This window comes from Arthrobacter agilis, assembly GCF_006494655.1.
GTDB lineage: Bacteria > Actinomycetota > Actinomycetes > Actinomycetales > Micrococcaceae > Arthrobacter_D > Arthrobacter_D agilis.
In genome coordinates this window covers 252,243-268,123 of the sequence record NZ_VHIM01000004.1, presented here as the reverse complement: position 1 = coordinate 268,123, position 15,881 = coordinate 252,243, and the positions used below count along the sequence as shown (strand labels likewise).

The window sequence follows — 15,881 nt, the reverse complement described above, 5'->3', positions numbered from 1 at the left end:
GCTGCCGGCGCCGGACACGCTCAGGTGAGGTCGCGGGTCTTCGCGAAGCGCTCGATCGCCTTCTGCGTGGAGCGGTTGGTGAGCACCTGGATGGTGGTGCTCACCGCTCCGGAGATGATGGCGAAGACGAGGGCCGAGCGCAGCGTGTTCTCCAGCCCGTCCTTGCTCTTCGGGGGTGCCTCGCCCGTGATCTTCTCCCACAGGAAGTCGACCAGTTTGGTGCCGACGAAGCCCGCCCCCACGCTCATTCCTACTCCGAGCAGCTTGAACACGACGTTCATGGTTTCTCCTTCTCGTCCGGTGGTCCTGTACCTACCCTAGCGGCGGACGGCCGGGCTCCGCAGGGGCTATCGAGGTGACGGCCAGCAGGGGCTCGATCAGTTCCACGAGGGCGAGCTCCACCTGGTCGGGACCGAGCCCTCCTCGTGCCGCACGAGCTGCCAGGTTCTTCCTGATGCTCCGCCGGGTACCCCGGTGTAGGATCGGTAGCGCTCAACCAACAAACGGGTGTAGGATCGGTAGCGCTCAACCAACAAACGACAGGGGAGCGCCGACCCGCAGCACGCTGCGGATCGGGCGCTGAGAGTGCGGACAGCCGCAGACCCTCGAACCTGATCCGGCTAGTACCGGCGAAGGGAGTCGAGTTCTCAGAGTGCTCGCGCGCTGTGTGCATCGCACCGCGCCGCACTATCCCCTCCTGTACCTCAGGAGGAATCACCATGGCATCATCAACAACCCTTGCGGGCACCTCTCCCCGGACCAACCAGTGGCGCGTCGTCGACATCGTCGTGGCCTCGGTCATCGCCGTCGCCGTCGGAGTGCTGTTCTTCGCCTGGTCCGCCGGCTACTCCGGCATCAGCCTGCTCACGGCGGGCTTCCCGCCGCTGGCCGGGCTGTACTCGGGCGGGTGGCTCATCGCCGGTGTGCTCGGTGGCCTGATCATCCGCAAGCCCGGCGCGGCGATCTACTGCGAGATGCTCGCGGCAGCCGTGTCCGCGCTCATCGGGACCCAGTGGGGCGTGGGCGTACTGCTCTCGGGCGCCATCCAGGGCGTCGGTGCGGAACTCGTCTTCCTGCTCTTCCTCTACCGGAAGTGGAACCTCCCGGTGGCGCTGCTCGCAGGGCTCGGCGCGGGCCTGGCGCTCGGCATCAGCGAGAACATCCTCTACAAGGCGCTCTGGACCATCGAGTTCAAGCTCCTGTACGTCGTGTTCGCGGCGGTCTCGGGCATCGTCATCGCGGGGCTGCTGTCCTGGCTCGCCATGCGCGGACTCGCGCGGACCGGAGTGCTGTCCTCCTTCGCCGCCGGTCGCACGGCGGACGTGTGACGGCAGTGCACCCGCCCCTCCGGCGCGCCGTGCAGGTCCGCGCGCGGGAGTGGGGCTGGCGGCACGCAGGCAGGAAGGCGTTCGCCGCACGGCAGGTCGACCTCGGGATCGCACCGGGAGAGCGCGTGCTGCTGCTGGGAGCCTCCGGTGCGGGGAAGTCCACGCTGCTGCATGCGCTGGCCGGAGTGCTCGGCACCAGCGACGAGGGCGAGCAGGAGGGCGACCTGCTGCTCGACGGCGTCCCCCCAGCGGCGGCGCGGGGACGAGCAGGACTCGTCCTGCAGGACCCGGAGACGCAGGTGGTCCTGGCCCGCGTGGGCGACGAGGTCGCCTTCGCCGCGGAGAATCTCGCCGTCCCGCGCGAGGAGATCTGGAGGCGGGTGGGGCGCGCGCTCGACGACGTCGGCCTGGACCTCCCCCTCGACCACCCCACCACCGCCCTCTCCGGCGGGCAGAAGCAGCGGCTCGCGCTCGCCGCCGTCCTCGCGATGGAACCCGGCCTGCTGCTGCTGGACGAACCCACCGCCAATCTCGATCCGGCCGGAGTCCTCGAGGTCCGCGACGCCGTGGTCCGGGTCCTCGAGCGCACCGGGGCCACCCTCGTGGTCGTCGAGCACCGCGTCGCGGTCTGGGCCGACGTCGTGGATCGCGTGATCGTGCTGGACGCCGGCGGCGGAATCCTCGCGGACGGCCCGCCGGGCACCGTGCTCGTGCAGGAGCAGACGCGGAGCCGGCTCGCGGAGGCGGGCGTGTGGGTGCCCGGCCGGCAGCCTGCCGTGGGTGGCACGCTGCCGACGGACGCCGGGGGCGAGGGCCTCCTCTCCGCGCGCAGCCTGTCCGTCGCCCGGTCGAGGCGGGGGCGCGCCGTCGTCGAGGACCTCTCGCTGACGGTCAGCGCGGGGCAGGCGCTCAGCATCACCGGACCCAACGGTGCGGGGAAGTCGACGGCTGCGCTGACGATCGGCGGTCTGCTGCGTCCGCGAGCCGGGACGCTGGAAGCGTCTGCGCTCCTGGCCGGCGCAGCGGGACCGGACCCGTTCCGGTGGAGATCTGCCCATCTCGTGCAGCGCATCGGTACCGTGTTCCAGGAGCCCGAACACCAGTTCCTGACGGCGACCGTCGGTGAGGAACTGGCGTTCGGGCCGCGGCAGGTCGGCGCTCCGGATTCCCCGCGCATCGCGGAACTCGCCGAGCGGCTCCGCCTCACGCATCTGCTGGGCGCCAATCCCTTCACGCTGTCCGGCGGTGAGAAGCGCCGGCTGTCGGTCGCCACGATGCTCGCCACCGCGCCGCGCCTCCTGATCCTCGACGAGCCGACCTTCGGTCAGGACGCGCTCACGTGGGCCGAGCTCGTCACGCTCCTGCGTGAACTGGTGAGGGAGGGCGTGGCCGTGCTGTCGGTGACGCACGACACCGATTTCATCCGCGCACTCGGTGGGGCCACCCTGCACATCGCCGACGGAGCGGGGCGGCTGGTGTCCCGATGAGTACCGACTACCTCACCCCGGTCCTGACGGGAAGGACTCTCCTGCGGGCCAACCCGGTGTCCAAACTGTTCGCGGCCGTGGTCATCACGCTCGCCCTCATGGCGAGCATCGACTGGGTCAGCGCGGCGGTGGCGCTCACCTGTGAACTGGCTCTCATGCCGTTGCTCGGCATCAGCGTGATCGGCCTCGCCCGGCGGATCTGGCCGCTGCTCGTCGCGGCCCTGATCGGCGCCTACGGAACGGCGCTGCTCGCCGAGAAGACGGGTGGGGTGCTGCTCGACGTCGGGCCGTTCCTGTTCACGGAGGGCTCGGTGGCCGCGGGCATCGCCGTCGGGCTGCGCGGGCTGCCACTCGCCCTGCCGGGCATCTTCATCCTGCTGACCACCGACCCGACCGATCTCGCCGACGCACTCGCGCAGAAGCTGCGCCTTCCGTCCCGGTTCGTACTCGGCGCTCTCGCCTCACTGCGGCTCGTGGGCCTGCTGGTGGAGCAGTGGGACTCGCTGGGGCTGGCGCGCCATGCCCGCGGTGTCGGCTCCGACGGGTCCGCGCTCGCGCGGACCCGCAATCTCCTCGGGCAGTCCTTCGGCCTGATCGTGCAGGCCATCCGACGGGCCACCCGGCTGGCGACGGCGATGGAGGCGCGCGGATTCGGTGCCGGTACACGGACGTGGGCGCGGGAGAGCACCTATTCCCTGCTTGACGCCGGTATCGCCGTCGTCGGACTCCTCGTCGCCGTCGGCGCGGTGACGGCGGCGGTCCTGGCCGGCACGTGGAACTTCATCCTCGGTTGATCCGGGCGTCCCGTGGCGACGTGCCGCCGTCGGGGGCCTCGAAGTACCGGCGTCGGGGGCTTCAGGAGCCGGAACTGCGTGTCCCGGACGGCGCGCCGCCGAATGTGCGGTCCTCGGGTCGAAAGTCCCCGGACCCGGTACGTGGACCGGGTCCGGGCTTCCGGTGCTAGAGCACGTCCGAGAGGAACGAGCGCAGCCGCGGGGTCTGCGGATCATCGAAGATCGAGGCGGGAGGACCCGACTCGACGACGACGCCGCCGTCCATGAAGGTCACGGTGTCCGAGACGTTCCGTGAGAAGCCCATCTCGTGGGTCACGACCACCATCGTCATCCCGGCTGACGCGAGGTCGGCCATGAGTGCCAGGACACCCTTGACGAGCTCGGGGTCCAGCGCGGACGTCGCCTCGTCGAAGAACATGACCTCGGGGTCCATCGCCAGGGCGCGGGCTATCGCCACACGCTGCTGCTGCCCGCCGGAGAGATTTCCCGGCCGGGCGTCCGCCTTGTGCCTGAGCCCCACGAGGTCCAGCTGTGCCAGGGCCTTCTCGCGGGCTTCCTCGGCGGACATTCTGCGGAGCTTCCGCAGGGCCAGGGAGACGTTGTCCAGGACGGTCTTGTGCGGAAAGAGGTTGAACTGCTGGAACACCATGCCGATGCGCCGGCGCAGCTCGTCGGGGTTGTCCTTCAGGACGGATCTGCCGTCCAGCAGGATGTCGCCCTGATCCGGCTCGATCAGCCGGTTGAGGACGCGCAGGAGCGTGGACTTGCCGGAGCCGGACGGGCCGATGACCGACGCCGTCGTTCCCCGCTCCACGTGCAGGTCGATACCGCGGAGCACGCGGTTGGTGCCGAATGAGAGATGCAGGCCCTTGCCGGTCAGCGTGCCCGATTCGATGGTCTTCATGCCCTCACTCCTCCGCTGGTCGGGATCATCGCGGCCGGATCATCCGGTTCCGGCTTCTGCTTCCTGCCCACGCGCAACCGCGTGTCGATGAAGTTCACGAGGTGCGTCAGCGGAATGGTCAGGCACAGGTAGAACACCCCGGCCGCGATCAGCGGCGAGAGGTTGCCCGTGTTGCTCGCGGCGTCGTTACCCACCCGGAAGAGTTCCCGTTCGCTGGCGACGAGGCCGATGAAGTAGATGAGCGAGGACTCCTTGATGAGTGAGATGAACTGGTTGACCAGGGCGGGCAGAACGCGCCGCACGCCCTGGGGCACCACCACGAGCTGCATGGAGGAGCCGTAGCTGAAGCCGAGTGCGCGCGACGCCTCCAGCTGGCCCTTCTCCACACTCTGGATGCCTGACCGGAAGATCTCGCCGATGTAGGCCGAGGCGATCAGCGACAGCGCGAGGATGCCCAGGGGGTAGGGGCTCGTGCTGCCCGTGATCTCCCGGAGGACCGGACCGAGCCCGAGCCCGATGAGCAGGATGATCACGACGGCGGGGAGGCCGCGGAAGATGTCCGTGTAGATCCGGGCGATCCAGCGGAGGACCCGGTTCCGCGAGATCCCCATGATGGCGAGGATCATGCCGGCGATCGTGCCGATGATCCCCGAGGCGAGAGCGAGGAGGAGGGTGTTGGGCAGTCCGACCGTCAGGAGATCCGGCAGGACGGCGACCATGGCCTCCCAGTCGAAGAAGGTTTTGCCGAGCTGTTCGAAGGCATCCATGCAGGACCTGCTACTTTACGTCCACGGCTTTGCTGCCGGGCTTCCAGTCGGAGGGCAGCTCGCGGTCCGGGTACCACTCCTGGGTGAGCTCGGTCCAGGTGCCGTCGGCGATCACGGCGTCGAGGCCCGCGTTGAGAGCGTCGATCAGCGGCTGGTTGTCGCTGTTGGCGGCGTACGCCGTGAAGTTCTCCGTGTTGATGATCGTCTCGGCGATGGTGGTGCCGTCACCCTCCTTCACCTGGCCGGTGGCCTGCTGCGAGGGGGCTACCCAGGCGTCCACCTGTCCGTTCTTCACGTTCGCGAACACCGTGTTGTAGTCGGGGAAGCGCACGGGCTCGAGGCCCAGCGTGTTGGTGACGTAGTCGTCCTGGACGGTGCCCTGGACCACGCCGATCCGGGTGCTCTCCGACAGGGAGTCGAAGCCGCTCACGGAGGACCCGTCCTTCGTGACGACGGCCATGTAGCCGAAGTCGTAGCCGTTGGTGAAGCCGACGTTCTCGCGGCGGGCCTCGGTGGTGGAGATCGACGAGGAGCCCACGTCGAACTGCTTGTTCTGCACCTGGGCCAGGAGCGCCGAGAAGTCGGTGGAGGCGAACTCGACCTCGAGGCCCAGCTTGTCACCGACGGCCCGCAGCAGCTCGTTGTCGTAGCCGGTGAAGACGCCGTCCTCGAGGAAGATGTTCGGGGGTGCGTCCGAGAGGGTGCCGACCCGGAGGGTTCCGTCGGTGATCAGATCCAGTTCGTCGGTGTCGATCTCCTCGATCGGCGTGGTGTCCTCGGTCGTGTACTTGTCGAGCGATTCCTGGTCGCTGCCGGCAAGGGCGTCGGTGGGCTGCGCCGGTTCGCTGCTGGAGCTGCCACAGGACACGGTCAGTGCGAGCAGGGGGACGGCGAGGGTTGCGAGGAGTGTGCGGGAAAGGGTCATGGGGTCCTTCTTCGAAGCTGGCCCGGGTTTCGGGCGCACGGGATGAGGGTGGGAGACGCCGGAGTGCGGCAGGGAGGAGGACTGCTGGCTGCTGGGTGACACGCTCACTGTTCTGGGCTGTGCGCGTCGGGGCGGCCGCCATTGCCGGGCGATCTCCCGGGACATGCCGCACGACGCCGTACTTGCCAACCGGGGGACTTGTCCCGGCGGCCGAATCTTCACCTGGAGCACCCCACTACGGGAGAGGGTTGCTGTCCAGCCGGCCAGGGCCGATGGCTGGAACTCTTGATTTCAGGAAAACGCTAAGGCAGGGCGGAGACCGCGGTCAAAACGCAGGACGTCGAAAAGTGGTGTTTGACGTAGTAATCGGCCGTTCAGGGCGTGTTGTGTGGCGGAGATTACACGAATCGCTCCACGAGCCCGGTCAGTTCGGCGGTCAGGGCCGCGGAGGTCCGGAGTTCCTGGCCGTCGAGGGAGAGCACGGGCGCGAGCAGCCTGATGCTCGAGATGAGCCAGACGGCATCGGCCTCGAGGAGGTGGTGCGGTTCCAGCGGGCCGTAGCCGAGTTCCCAGCCCTGTTCCTTCGCCGCTACGAAGAGCGCGCTCTGCGAGGTGCCGGCGAGGATGCCGCTCTCCAGTTGAGGAGTGAGGAGCGTCCTGCGTCCGTCGCGGTCGTACGCGAGGAGGACGGTAGAGGTGGGCCCCTCCAGCACCTTGCCGTCCGAGGACGTGAAGATGACGTCGTCGGCGCCCTGTGCCTTGGCGTACCGGATGGCTGCCATGTTGACCGCGTAGGAGAGCGTCTTGGCGCCCATCAGTAGCCAGGGGGCGCGCTGCGCGACCGTGCTGTCGTAACCGCGCTCCAGGAAGAGGACCTTCAGCCCCGCCTCACGCTGGGCGAGGGTCGCGGCGGGTACGGGCGCCACCTGCACCCACGCGGTTGCCTGCCCGGCACCCTCGACGCCCCGCGTGGCAACGAGCTTCACGACGGCGTGCGTGCGGTCGGGTTCGGCTTCCGCGAACGCGCCGAGGCCCGTGCGGATCGCGCGGCTCCACGCGTCGGCGCCCGGCACGGTCAGGTCGAGGGCGGCGGCCGACGACGCCAGCCGGTCCAGGTGGGCCTGCTCCTTGCGGGGGGTACCGTCGACGGCCAGCATCGACTCGAAGATGCCGTCCCCGCGGGTGGCGCCGAGGTCGGTGGCCAGGAGCTGGGGCTGGGTGGCGTCGACCAGGCGGCCGTCGTCGTGGGCCGGGTCGAGGAACACGAGAACAGTCATGGCTCACAGCGTAGCCGCCCCCCGGCCCGGACCGCCGAGCCGGGCTGTCAAACCCGCGGGAGCCGCTCACCGGCTCTGACGCGCTGCCGCGGGTTTGGCGTGGATGCGCCGAAAGTCGCCGGGTTCCTACGCGTACCGGGCCGAGCGGTGCAGCAGACCCTCCCGCACCATCGGCCATTCGTGGGCGAGGACCGAGTACACGACGGTATCGCGCAGCGCACCGTCCCGTGACCGGGTGTGGCTCCTCAGGATGCCGTCCTGCTTCGCGCCCAGGCGCTCGATGGCCGCGCGGGACTGATGATTCAGGACGTGGGTGCGGATCTCGACGGCGGGGCACCCGATCACTTCGAAGGCGTGGCGCAGCAGCAGATACTTGGACTCCGTGTTGGTGCCCGTGCGCTGTGCGGAGCGGGCGTTCCACGTGGAGCCGATCTCGACGCGCGGGGTGTCCCGGTCGATGTTCATGTACGTGGTCATGCCGATGATCCTGCCCGCGTTCCCTTCGTCGTCGACCGTCCGCATGATGAACGGCAGCATGGACCCCGCGGCCTGGAGGTCGAGGCGTCGTCCGATCTCCCGCTCCATGGCGTCGGGCTCGGGCACGGAGGTGTACCAGAGATTCCACAGGTCGCCGTCGCGGGCCGCCGCCACGAGGCCGTCGTGGTGCTCGTGTGCCAGCGGTTCGAGGACCACGCGCGTGCCGTGCAGCGTGATCGGCAGGAGGGCGGTCATGGGGCGAGCCTAGCGGCCCACGCGGCTCCTGGAGCAGCCCGCCCGCGAGCGGAGATCAGCTGCTGTGGGGTTGGAGGGCGTCGACGGCGTCGAGGACCGCCAGCGCCGGGAGATCCGCCATCGCCGCTACGACGGCCAGGGATTCACCACTGCTCACGGCGGACGCTGCGGCGATCTGCAGTTCCGTCAGGGGGAAGGGGTCCGTGGAGAGGTCCGTACCATCGGCTGCGCTGCTGGACCGCGCCGCGACGATCCGGTCGAGGTGGCCTGCACTCATGATGACTCCTTTGCGTCGTTGCTCCCAGTGTCACCCTGCCGCGTACGGCTGTGAACAAGCGGTGAAGAGGCTGAAAGACGTTGCGTTTCGGCGGCGACAGGGAGCGGCCTGCACGTGCCGAGTCCGAGATCGGCCCCGGGAGGCCTCTTCTTGACCTCCGGGGGCAGAGCCCCACGTCCGCGCACGCGCATCGATGTAGCCAAGGGAAGGAACGCGGACGTGTCCAGTTCTTCGATTGCCTGCTTCCACTGTGACGGCCCAACCCGTCGGCTTTGCTCGCTTCCAGGTCATTTTTGCCTCAAGCTCGGGCTGCGGGGGCGGACGTCCGGTCGTGCGGGAACTCCGCCCCCAGCGCCGAGAGGACGCCCCGCGCCTTCGTCCGCACCTCGTCCCACTCGTCCTCGGGATCGGAGTCCGCGGTGATGGCGCCGCCCACCCCGAGCGTCAGACGCGTTGCGCCGTCGCACTCCTGCAGCACGAGCGTGCGGATGACGACGGCGAGATCGCTGGCGCCCGTGAGGCTGAAATAGCCGGCTGCTCCGGAGTAGGGGCCGCGCGGCAGCCCCTCCAGGCCGTCGAGGATCGCCATGGTGCTGATCTTCGGCGCGCCCGTCATCGACCCGGCCGGGAAGGCGGACGCGAGTACTGCGGCTCGCGCGCGCCCGGGCCGGAGCCGGGCATCGATCGTGCTGACCATCTGGTGGACGGTGGCGTAGGTCTCGATGTCGCACAGCCTGCTGACGGTCACGGAACCCGGTATCGCGTGGTGCGAGAGATCGTTCCGCAGGAGATCGACGATCATGATGTTCTCGGCGAGGTCCTTCGGGGACGTCCTCAGGTCCTCGCGCAGGCCGGCGTCCTCGCGCGGGTCCGCGGCCCTCCTCCGGGTGCCCTTGATGGGTTCCGCGCGCAGGGCGCCGTCGGCGGTGACCCGCAGGAACCGCTCCGGTGAGGTGCTCGCGACGGCGAAGCCCGGGAAGCGGAGGAGATGTGCGAACGGTGCCGGGCTGGTGGTACGGAGCCGGAGGTAGGCCTGCAGGGGGTCGAACCGCTCCACGTCCGCGGAGAGCGAGGTCGTGAGGCACACCTCGTAGGTGTTGCCCTCGGCGATCTCCGCCTGGGCGCGCCGGACCTTCGCCAGGTAACCCCCGCGGGTGTCGCGTGCTGTGAAGCGGGGCAGGGGCAGGGGCAGGGGCGACGACGGCGGCGGTCCGCCCGGAGCCCTGACGGCCTCGCGTGCCTTCGCGAGCCACTCCTCGCGCTCCGGATCCTGCCGCCCGTCGGTCAGCGTCAGCAGGAACACCGCGCCCTGCGCATGATCGACCACCACGGCACGCCCGGCGAAGACGAGCGCGGCGTCGGGAAGGGCCTGGTCCGGCGCCGGTGAGGACCTGCCTCCCGTCTCCCGCTTGAGCTCGTACCCCAGATAGCCCAGCCAGCCGAGCCCGAAACCGCAGTCGAAACCCTCGGGCAGCCGGACGGCCCGACGCCCCCAGACGTCGTCGAGCCACCGGAAGAACGGTTCGCGGATGCGCGTGGTCACGGCTTTCGCCGTGATCTCCGTGACGCCGTCGCGGTGCAGGGCCTGCTGGCCGTAGGAGCCGCCGTCGTCGCCCATGATGCTGAACCGGCTCCGTCCGTCGGTGAGCCGGTGCGCCAGGGCGGCGTCCGAACTGTCGAGCCACACGGCCGCCGGCGACTCCCCGTAGAGCGTGGCGTAGAGCGCAGCGGGGTCAGGGGATACGTTCAGGCGCTCGCAGTCCACCGTCAGGCCGCGGCGTGCTGCGCGCTCCGGGGCGAGGAGCGCCGCACAGGAGGGCAGGGCGGTGAGCGCGAGGAGCACGGCGTGCGGGGAGGACGCGCCCGCGTGGCCCTGCACGACGACGTCAGCTGCTCCGCGGGGGTCGTCGCCGGCGAGCCAGGAGGCCTCCTGGTCGGCCCACCGCTGCCAGAAGGGTGCGTAGCTGTCGCCGTCGCGTCGCAGGGCGGAGCGGTGCCGTACCGCGGCGTCGGCCTCCACCCAGAGGACGGCATCGAGGTGCCCCCGGGCCGCCGCCGCTGCCGCGCCGACCCCTTCCAGGAGGACGATCTCCGCGACCGCCGTCGTGCGGTCGGGGCCGTCGCGTCCCTCGATCCAGTCCCACGCGTTCCACAGCGCGGGCCTGCCTGCGCGGAGCGGGAGGAGGACGCGGTCCACGTAGCGCGCTGTACCCGCTGCCAGTCCGTCCCATCCAGGGTAGATGTCCTCGAGGTGGAACACGCTGACGCTGTGGTGCTCGCGGAGGAGCGCGGCGAGTTCGAGGGCGAGGGTCGTCTTGCCTGCGCCGGAGCGGCCGTCGACGGCGATGAGGAGGGGCGCGTCGGGTGGCACGATCAGGCCAGGGCGAGGATGGCGCCGACGCCCACGAAGAGCGATCCGAAGGTCCGGTTGAGCAGCACCTGCCCGCGATCGTGCTGCGTGAAGCGGCGGAACGAGCGGGCGGTCCCGGCGTAGAAGAACCACATCACCAGCAGGTCGACGGCGATGACGGTGGCGGCCAGAATGCCGTACTGGCCCAGCAGGGGCTGGTCGGGGCGGATGAACTGGGGGATCAGGGCGAGGAAGAAGACGATGGCCTTCGGGTTGAGGAGATTCACCCACAGGCCACGGCGGAACATCGAGAGGGCGGTCTCGGCGGCCTGCGACGCCCTGACCTCGCTGTGCTCGGGCTGCTGCAGGAACTTCCGGACGCCGAGGTACACGAGGTAGGCGGCACCGGCATAGCGGATGAGGTTGAACGCCAGGGGCGAGTTCGTGACGAGGATCCCGACCCCGGCCGCGGCAACGCCGATGTGCACCAGGAGCGCAGCCTGCTGACCGAGGATCCCGTAGATGGACCGGCGGAAGCCCACCGCCAGCGCGTTGCTCATGGTGTTCACGGCACCGGCTCCGGGGACGAAGCTGATGAGCGTTCCGGCGCCGAGGAGCGCCAGCCAGAGGGAGGGGTTCACCCGTTCATGGTAAGGGCCGCGACTCAGCCGTCCGAACCGTCGGCGTCGAGCTCGTGGCGCACGAAGCGGACCACCCCGTCCACGGCCCCGGCCACCAGGGTCCAGGTGGCCTCGAAGTCACGGGCATCCCCGTACCAGGGATCGTAGATCCCGAGCTCCTCGAGGTCGGTGTCCGTGGTCGTGGGATCGAATTCGCGCAGCAGGTGGATCCGGTCCCTCGTATCGGCGTCGGGCGCAGCCGTCCGCAGCTCGCGGTAGTGGTCGAGGTCGAGCGCGAGAACCAGATCCCGTTCGCGGTACCACGACGGTTCGAACTGGCGGGCGCGGTGCAGGTGGCTCTCGATGCCGAGCTCGGTCAGCTTGGCGGCCGCACGCTCGTCGATCGGCCTGCCTGCCTCCCAGCCCGTGGTGCCTGCCGAGTCCACCACGACCTCCTCCGCCATGCCCGCCTCGCTGAAGGCCCGGGTGAGCATGAGTTCGGCCATGGGGGAGCGGCAGATGTTGCCTGTGCAGACGGTGACGATGCGGTACATCCCGCCAGCCTAGCGGCGCCCCGCCGGTTGCGCTGCGGCGCGGTGGAGGGTCCTAGCGGCTGCCGGTCCCCGAGCGCGCGCGCTGCACGAGGAGCATCACCGCCGCACCGACGAGGACCACCAGGCCCACGTAGAGCAGGAACTTCAGGGTCTCGACGGCCACCCCGATGACCAGGAGGACGAGAGCGATGACGGCCAGGAGCACGAGTACGGACTTCATGGTTCCAGTATCCCCGGCGTCGCGACCGGATCTCCAGCCCGACGCGCCTGCAGCGCTCAGTTCCGCGCGAGGATCTCGACGCTCGGCATGAGGAAGATGCCGTCGTCACACCGCGCCCACCGGTTCCAGCCCTCGGCCAGGCGTTCGAGGGTCCGCTGGTCCGCGAGTCCGCGTTCGAGGGTCTGCGTCGCGAAGGCCGAGTGCAGCACGCGCTCCGCCCAGGAGCCGGCGAGGAAACGGCGGTCCTCGCCGGAGGCGTAGGTCCAGTTCGACGACGACACCTCGACGTCCGTGAAGCCTGCCGCTGCCGCCCAGCCCGGGAGCCGGCGGCCGGCGTCGGGCTCGCCCCTGTTGCCCCGGGCGAGGCGGCCGTACAGGTCCCGCCAGGCATCGAGTTCCTCGATGGCCGGGAACCAGGTCATGGCGCCGAAATCCGCTTCACGGACGGCGACGAGGCCGCCCGGCCGCACGACGCGCCGCATCTCGCGGAGCGCGGCGACGGGATCGGCGAGATGCTGGAGGACCTGGTGGGCGTGGACGACGTCGAAGGACTCGTCGGCGGCGTCCAGGTCGTAGACATTGCCCTCGCGGAACTCGACGTTCAGCACGTCGGCGTGTTCGTCGGCCGCCTGGGCGAGGACGTCGGCCGAACTGTCGACGCCGAGGACGGAGCCCGGCGCCACGATACCGGCGAATCCCGCTGTGATGCTGCCCGGTCCGCAGCCGACGTCCAGGAGGTCCATGCCGCTCTCGAGGAGGGGTTCCAGATACGCAGCCGATGTCGCGACCGTGCGGATCGCGTGGGCTGCCGTGACGCTCGGGTGATGGCCGTGGGAGTAGACCTCGTCGCTCATGGTGGGAGAGTAGCGCGGGAGAGGCTTCTCAGTCTGCGTCGTCCCCGTCCCGCGCGTCGTTCTGCGCCTCCATCTTCGCGGCGATGGTCGCGTCCGTCACGTCCTGCATCATGTCGCGGAGCAGCGTCAGGTCCGCGTCCGTGTACCGGTCGAGGGCGCCGTTGATGTGGCGCGCCAGCGGGGCGAAGAGCATGGCGCCGGTGGTCCGCGCCTTGTCCGTCATCTCGAGGTGGACCTGCCGGCGGTCGACGTCGCTGCGTCGCCGGGTGACGTGACCCGCGGAGTCGAGCCGGTCGACGAGGGCCGTCGTGGCCGGTGAGCTCAGGTTCAGCTCCTCGCGGAGCAGGCCCGGTGTGACGGTGAGACCGGCCCGGGCTGCGCCCATCATGATGCTGAGGGCATGGAGATCGGTGCGGTAGAGGCTGTCGCGGTCGCTCGCGACGTCGACGTACCGGTCCGCCTCGACGGTGAACTGGCGCATGAGTGCCATGAGTTCTTCCCGTGCCGCCATCGTTCCCTCGCCTTCTTTCCTCCAGCTTAGGCTCGTTCCTATTATCTCCATGATAGATATACTCTGCTGTAGAGATAACATCGGAAAGGCGTGGAAGTTCATGAGAAGTACGTGGTTGAGGGTCCTGCTGCCCGTCGTCGTCGTCCTGATCTGGTTGGTCGGCGCTGCTGTGGGCGGCCCGACGTTCGGCCGGCTCGAGGAGGTGTCGAGCAACGACCAGGCCTCGTTCCTGCCCGCGAGTGCCGAGTCGACGGAGGCCGGCGAACTGCAGCAGCGGTTCAGCGATTCCGATGCCATCCCGGCGGTCATCGTGGCGGAGTCGGACACGGTCATCCCGCCCCGGGACCTGGGACCCTACGAGGAGCTCGGCGACACTCTCGGTCAGGTCGAAGGCCTCGAGCCGCCCGCCGAGGGCGCTCCTGCCGTTGCAGGGCCCATCCCCTCGGAGGACGGCCTCGCCGTGCAGTACATCGCGTTCGTCTCCTCCGACGCGGAACTGGCGGAGGTGGTCACCGAACTGCGGCAGGTCCTCGGCGACGAGCTACCTGACGGCGTCACGGGCTACGTCACGGGTCCGGCCGGCTTCACCAATGATCTCGTGGAGGCCTTCGGAGGGATCGACGGCATTCTGCTGGGCGTAGCCCTCGGCGCGGTCTTCGTCATCCTGCTCGCGGTCTACCGCTCGGTGGTCCTGCCCTTCCTCGTCCTCCTGACGTCGGTGTTCGCCCTGGCGACGTCCATCCTGCTGGTCTTCGCCTTCGCGAAGCTCGACTGGATCCAGCTGAGCGGGCAGAGCCAGGGGATCCTCTCGATCCTCGTCATCGGTGCCGCCACCGACTACGCGCTGCTGCTGGTGGCGCGGTTCCGCGAGGCGCTCGCCGAGCACGAGACGACGTGGGAGGCGATGCGCGCCGCGTACCGCGGATCGGTCGAGCCCATCCTGGCATCCGGCGCCACCGTGATCCTCGGGCTGCTCTGCCTGCTCTTCTCCGACCTCAACTCGAACAAGAGCCTCGGGCCCATCGCGGCCATCGGCATCGTGTTCTCCCTGGCTGCCGCACTCACCCTCCTCCCGGCCCTCCTCCTGCTGTTCGGCCGGGCCGCGTTCTGGCCGCTGCGCCCGCGCTACGATCCCGAGCTGGCCGTCGCCGTCGCCCCCCACCACGGCAGGCACGCCGCACCGACCGCGGCCGGCGCCGAAACGGGCCTGGAGCGGCTCTCGGGGATCTGGAAGCGTGTGGCGCTGCAGGTGGCGCGCCGCCCCCGCGTCCTCTGGATCGCGTCGCTGCTCATCCTCGTCGCGGGCGCCCTCGGCCTCACCCAGCTGCAGGCGAACGGTGTCCCGCAATCCGCCCTGATCCTCACGCCCTCCAACGCCGTGGACGGCCAGGAGGCACTCGGCCGGCACTTCGATGCGGGGTCGGGAAGTCCCGTGTACGTCGTTGCACCGGAGGCCGAGCAGGCGGCTGCGCTCGACGTCGTGAACACGCAGGACGGTATCGCGGACGCGACCCTGACGGCGGACCCGGGCGGCGCCGTGATCGTCGAGGACGGACGCGTGCTCATCAGCGGCACGCTCGAGTACCAGGCCGATTCCGATCAGGCCGAGGACGTGGTGCGTGAGCTCAGGACGGCCCTCGACGAGGCAAGCCCCGACGCGCTCGTGGGCGGCGTGACCGCCGTGGCCATCGACACGAACGACACCGCGCTCGCCGATCTCGTGAAGATCATCCCGATCGTGCTGGTGGTGATCCTCGTGGTCCTCATCATCCTGCTGCGCTCGATCCTGGCGCCCGTGCTGCTCGTGGCCAGCGTGGCCCTCTCCAACGCGACGGCACTCGGCGTCTCGGCCCTGGTGTTCAACAACCTGTTCGGGTTCGAGGGGGCGGATGCCTCGGTGCCGCTCTTCGCCTTCGTGTTCCTCGTGGCGCTGGGCGTCGACTACAACATCTTCCTCATGACGCGAGTGCGGGAGGAGTCACTGCGCCTGGGGACCAGGCCCGGCGTCCTGCGTGGTCTCGGGGTCACAGGTGGCGTCATCACCTCGGCCGGGGTGGTGCTCGCAGCGACCTTCGCGGCCCTGGGGGTCATCCCCATCCTGTTCCTCGCGCAGATCGCCTTCATCGTGGCGTTCGGCGTGCTGCTGGACACCGTGCTGGTGCGCTCGCTGCTCATCCCGGCCCTGGCCTACGACATCGGGCCGAAGATCTGGTGGCCGTCGAAGCTCGGCAGGGTCCCCTCGCCCCGCTAGCTGCACAGCCGGCACCTCCGGGCCGGACCG

17 protein-coding genes and 2 riboswitches are annotated in these 15,881 nt (G+C 69.7%); of the genes, 4 read left to right on the top strand and 13 right to left on the bottom strand.

Annotated elements, in window-relative coordinates:
* Positions 1–20: 20 nt before the first annotated feature.
* Positions 21–281: a DUF4235 domain-containing protein gene (locus FJV46_RS08160; RefSeq protein ID WP_087028468.1), complete on the bottom strand. Its 261-nt coding sequence runs from the start codon at positions 279–281 to the stop codon at positions 21–23.
* A gap of 250 nt (positions 282–531) precedes the next feature.
* Positions 532–655: riboswitch (TPP riboswitch) on the top strand.
* Between the two features lie 64 nt (positions 656–719).
* On the opposite strand from FJV46_RS08160, the gene FJV46_RS08155 reads away from it, so the two are divergent.
* The 3 genes from FJV46_RS08155 to FJV46_RS08145 are packed head-to-tail and all read left to right on the top strand — an operon-like array spanning position 720 to position 3,609.
* Positions 720–1,328 carry an ECF transporter S component gene (locus FJV46_RS08155; protein WP_087028466.1) on the top strand — a complete coding sequence of 203 codons (609 nt, stop codon included), beginning with the start codon at positions 720–722 and terminating at the stop codon, positions 1,326–1,328.
* Positions 1,325–2,815, top strand: coding sequence for an ABC transporter ATP-binding protein (locus tag FJV46_RS08150; protein WP_087028465.1), 1,491 nt, complete (start codon positions 1,325–1,327; stop codon positions 2,813–2,815). Before FJV46_RS08155 ends, FJV46_RS08150 begins: the two co-directional genes overlap by 4 nt.
* Entirely contained in the window at positions 2,812–3,609 is a 798-nt protein-coding gene (locus FJV46_RS08145) for an energy-coupling factor transporter transmembrane component T family protein (protein WP_087028463.1), read from the top strand. The genes FJV46_RS08150 and FJV46_RS08145 overlap by 4 nt, the downstream gene beginning before the upstream one ends.
* 166 nt (positions 3,610–3,775) lie before the next feature.
* On the opposite strand, the gene FJV46_RS08140 is transcribed toward FJV46_RS08145, so the two are convergent.
* The 12 genes from FJV46_RS08140 to FJV46_RS08090 all read right to left on the bottom strand — a co-directional run bounded on the left by FJV46_RS08140 (position 3,776) and on the right by FJV46_RS08090 (position 13,600).
* Positions 3,776–4,513, bottom strand: a complete 738-nt coding sequence (locus FJV46_RS08140) for an amino acid ABC transporter ATP-binding protein (protein WP_087028461.1) — start codon at positions 4,511–4,513, stop codon at positions 3,776–3,778.
* Entirely contained in the window at positions 4,510–5,280 is a 771-nt protein-coding gene (locus FJV46_RS08135; protein WP_087028459.1) for an amino acid ABC transporter permease, read from the bottom strand. The genes FJV46_RS08140 and FJV46_RS08135 overlap by 4 nt, the downstream gene beginning before the upstream one ends.
* 10 nt (positions 5,281–5,290) lie before the next feature.
* On the bottom strand, positions 5,291–6,205 hold the full coding sequence (locus FJV46_RS08130; protein WP_087028456.1) for an ABC transporter substrate-binding protein: 915 nt from the start codon (positions 6,203–6,205) through the stop codon (positions 5,291–5,293).
* 173 nt (positions 6,206–6,378) lie between these two features.
* A riboswitch (SAM riboswitch) is annotated at positions 6,379–6,496 on the bottom strand.
* A gap of 107 nt (positions 6,497–6,603) precedes the next feature.
* Positions 6,604–7,482 (bottom strand): aminodeoxychorismate lyase, encoded by an 879-nt coding sequence (locus tag FJV46_RS08125; protein WP_087028454.1) that lies wholly within the window; start codon positions 7,480–7,482, stop codon positions 6,604–6,606.
* Between the two features lie 126 nt (positions 7,483–7,608).
* Entirely contained in the window at positions 7,609–8,214 is a 606-nt protein-coding gene (locus FJV46_RS08120) for a GNAT family N-acetyltransferase (RefSeq protein ID WP_087028451.1), read from the bottom strand.
* 55 nt (positions 8,215–8,269) lie between these two features.
* Positions 8,270–8,491, bottom strand: a complete 222-nt coding sequence (locus FJV46_RS08115; protein ID WP_087028449.1) for a hypothetical protein — start codon at positions 8,489–8,491, stop codon at positions 8,270–8,272.
* 298 nt (positions 8,492–8,789) lie between these two features.
* Positions 8,790–10,862 (bottom strand): aminodeoxychorismate synthase component I, encoded by a 2,073-nt coding sequence (gene pabB / locus FJV46_RS08110; RefSeq protein ID WP_232008498.1) that lies wholly within the window; start codon positions 10,860–10,862, stop codon positions 8,790–8,792.
* 2 nt (positions 10,863–10,864) lie between these two features.
* Entirely contained in the window at positions 10,865–11,482 is a 618-nt protein-coding gene (locus FJV46_RS08105) for a LysE family transporter (protein WP_087028447.1), read from the bottom strand.
* Positions 11,483–11,505: 23 nt separating this feature from the next.
* Positions 11,506–12,015: a low molecular weight protein-tyrosine-phosphatase gene (locus FJV46_RS08100; protein ID WP_087028446.1), complete on the bottom strand. Its 510-nt coding sequence runs from the start codon at positions 12,013–12,015 to the stop codon at positions 11,506–11,508.
* 52 nt (positions 12,016–12,067) lie between these two features.
* Complete coding sequence (locus FJV46_RS15205) at positions 12,068–12,235, bottom strand: hypothetical protein (protein ID WP_158250142.1); 168 nt, start codon at positions 12,233–12,235, stop codon at positions 12,068–12,070.
* A gap of 56 nt (positions 12,236–12,291) precedes the next feature.
* The gene (locus FJV46_RS08095) at positions 12,292–13,089 is read right to left on the bottom strand and encodes a methyltransferase domain-containing protein (RefSeq protein ID WP_087028445.1); all 798 of its coding nucleotides are present in this window, start codon (positions 13,087–13,089) and stop codon (positions 12,292–12,294) included.
* A gap of 28 nt (positions 13,090–13,117) precedes the next feature.
* Positions 13,118–13,600, bottom strand: coding sequence for a MarR family winged helix-turn-helix transcriptional regulator (locus FJV46_RS08090; RefSeq protein WP_087028443.1), 483 nt, complete (start codon positions 13,598–13,600; stop codon positions 13,118–13,120).
* A gap of 100 nt (positions 13,601–13,700) precedes the next feature.
* Between FJV46_RS08090 and FJV46_RS08085 the strand changes: the two genes are divergently transcribed.
* Positions 13,701–15,851 (top strand): MMPL family transporter, encoded by a 2,151-nt coding sequence (locus tag FJV46_RS08085; protein WP_087028441.1) that lies wholly within the window; start codon positions 13,701–13,703, stop codon positions 15,849–15,851.
* Positions 15,852–15,881: the final 30 nt, after the last annotated feature.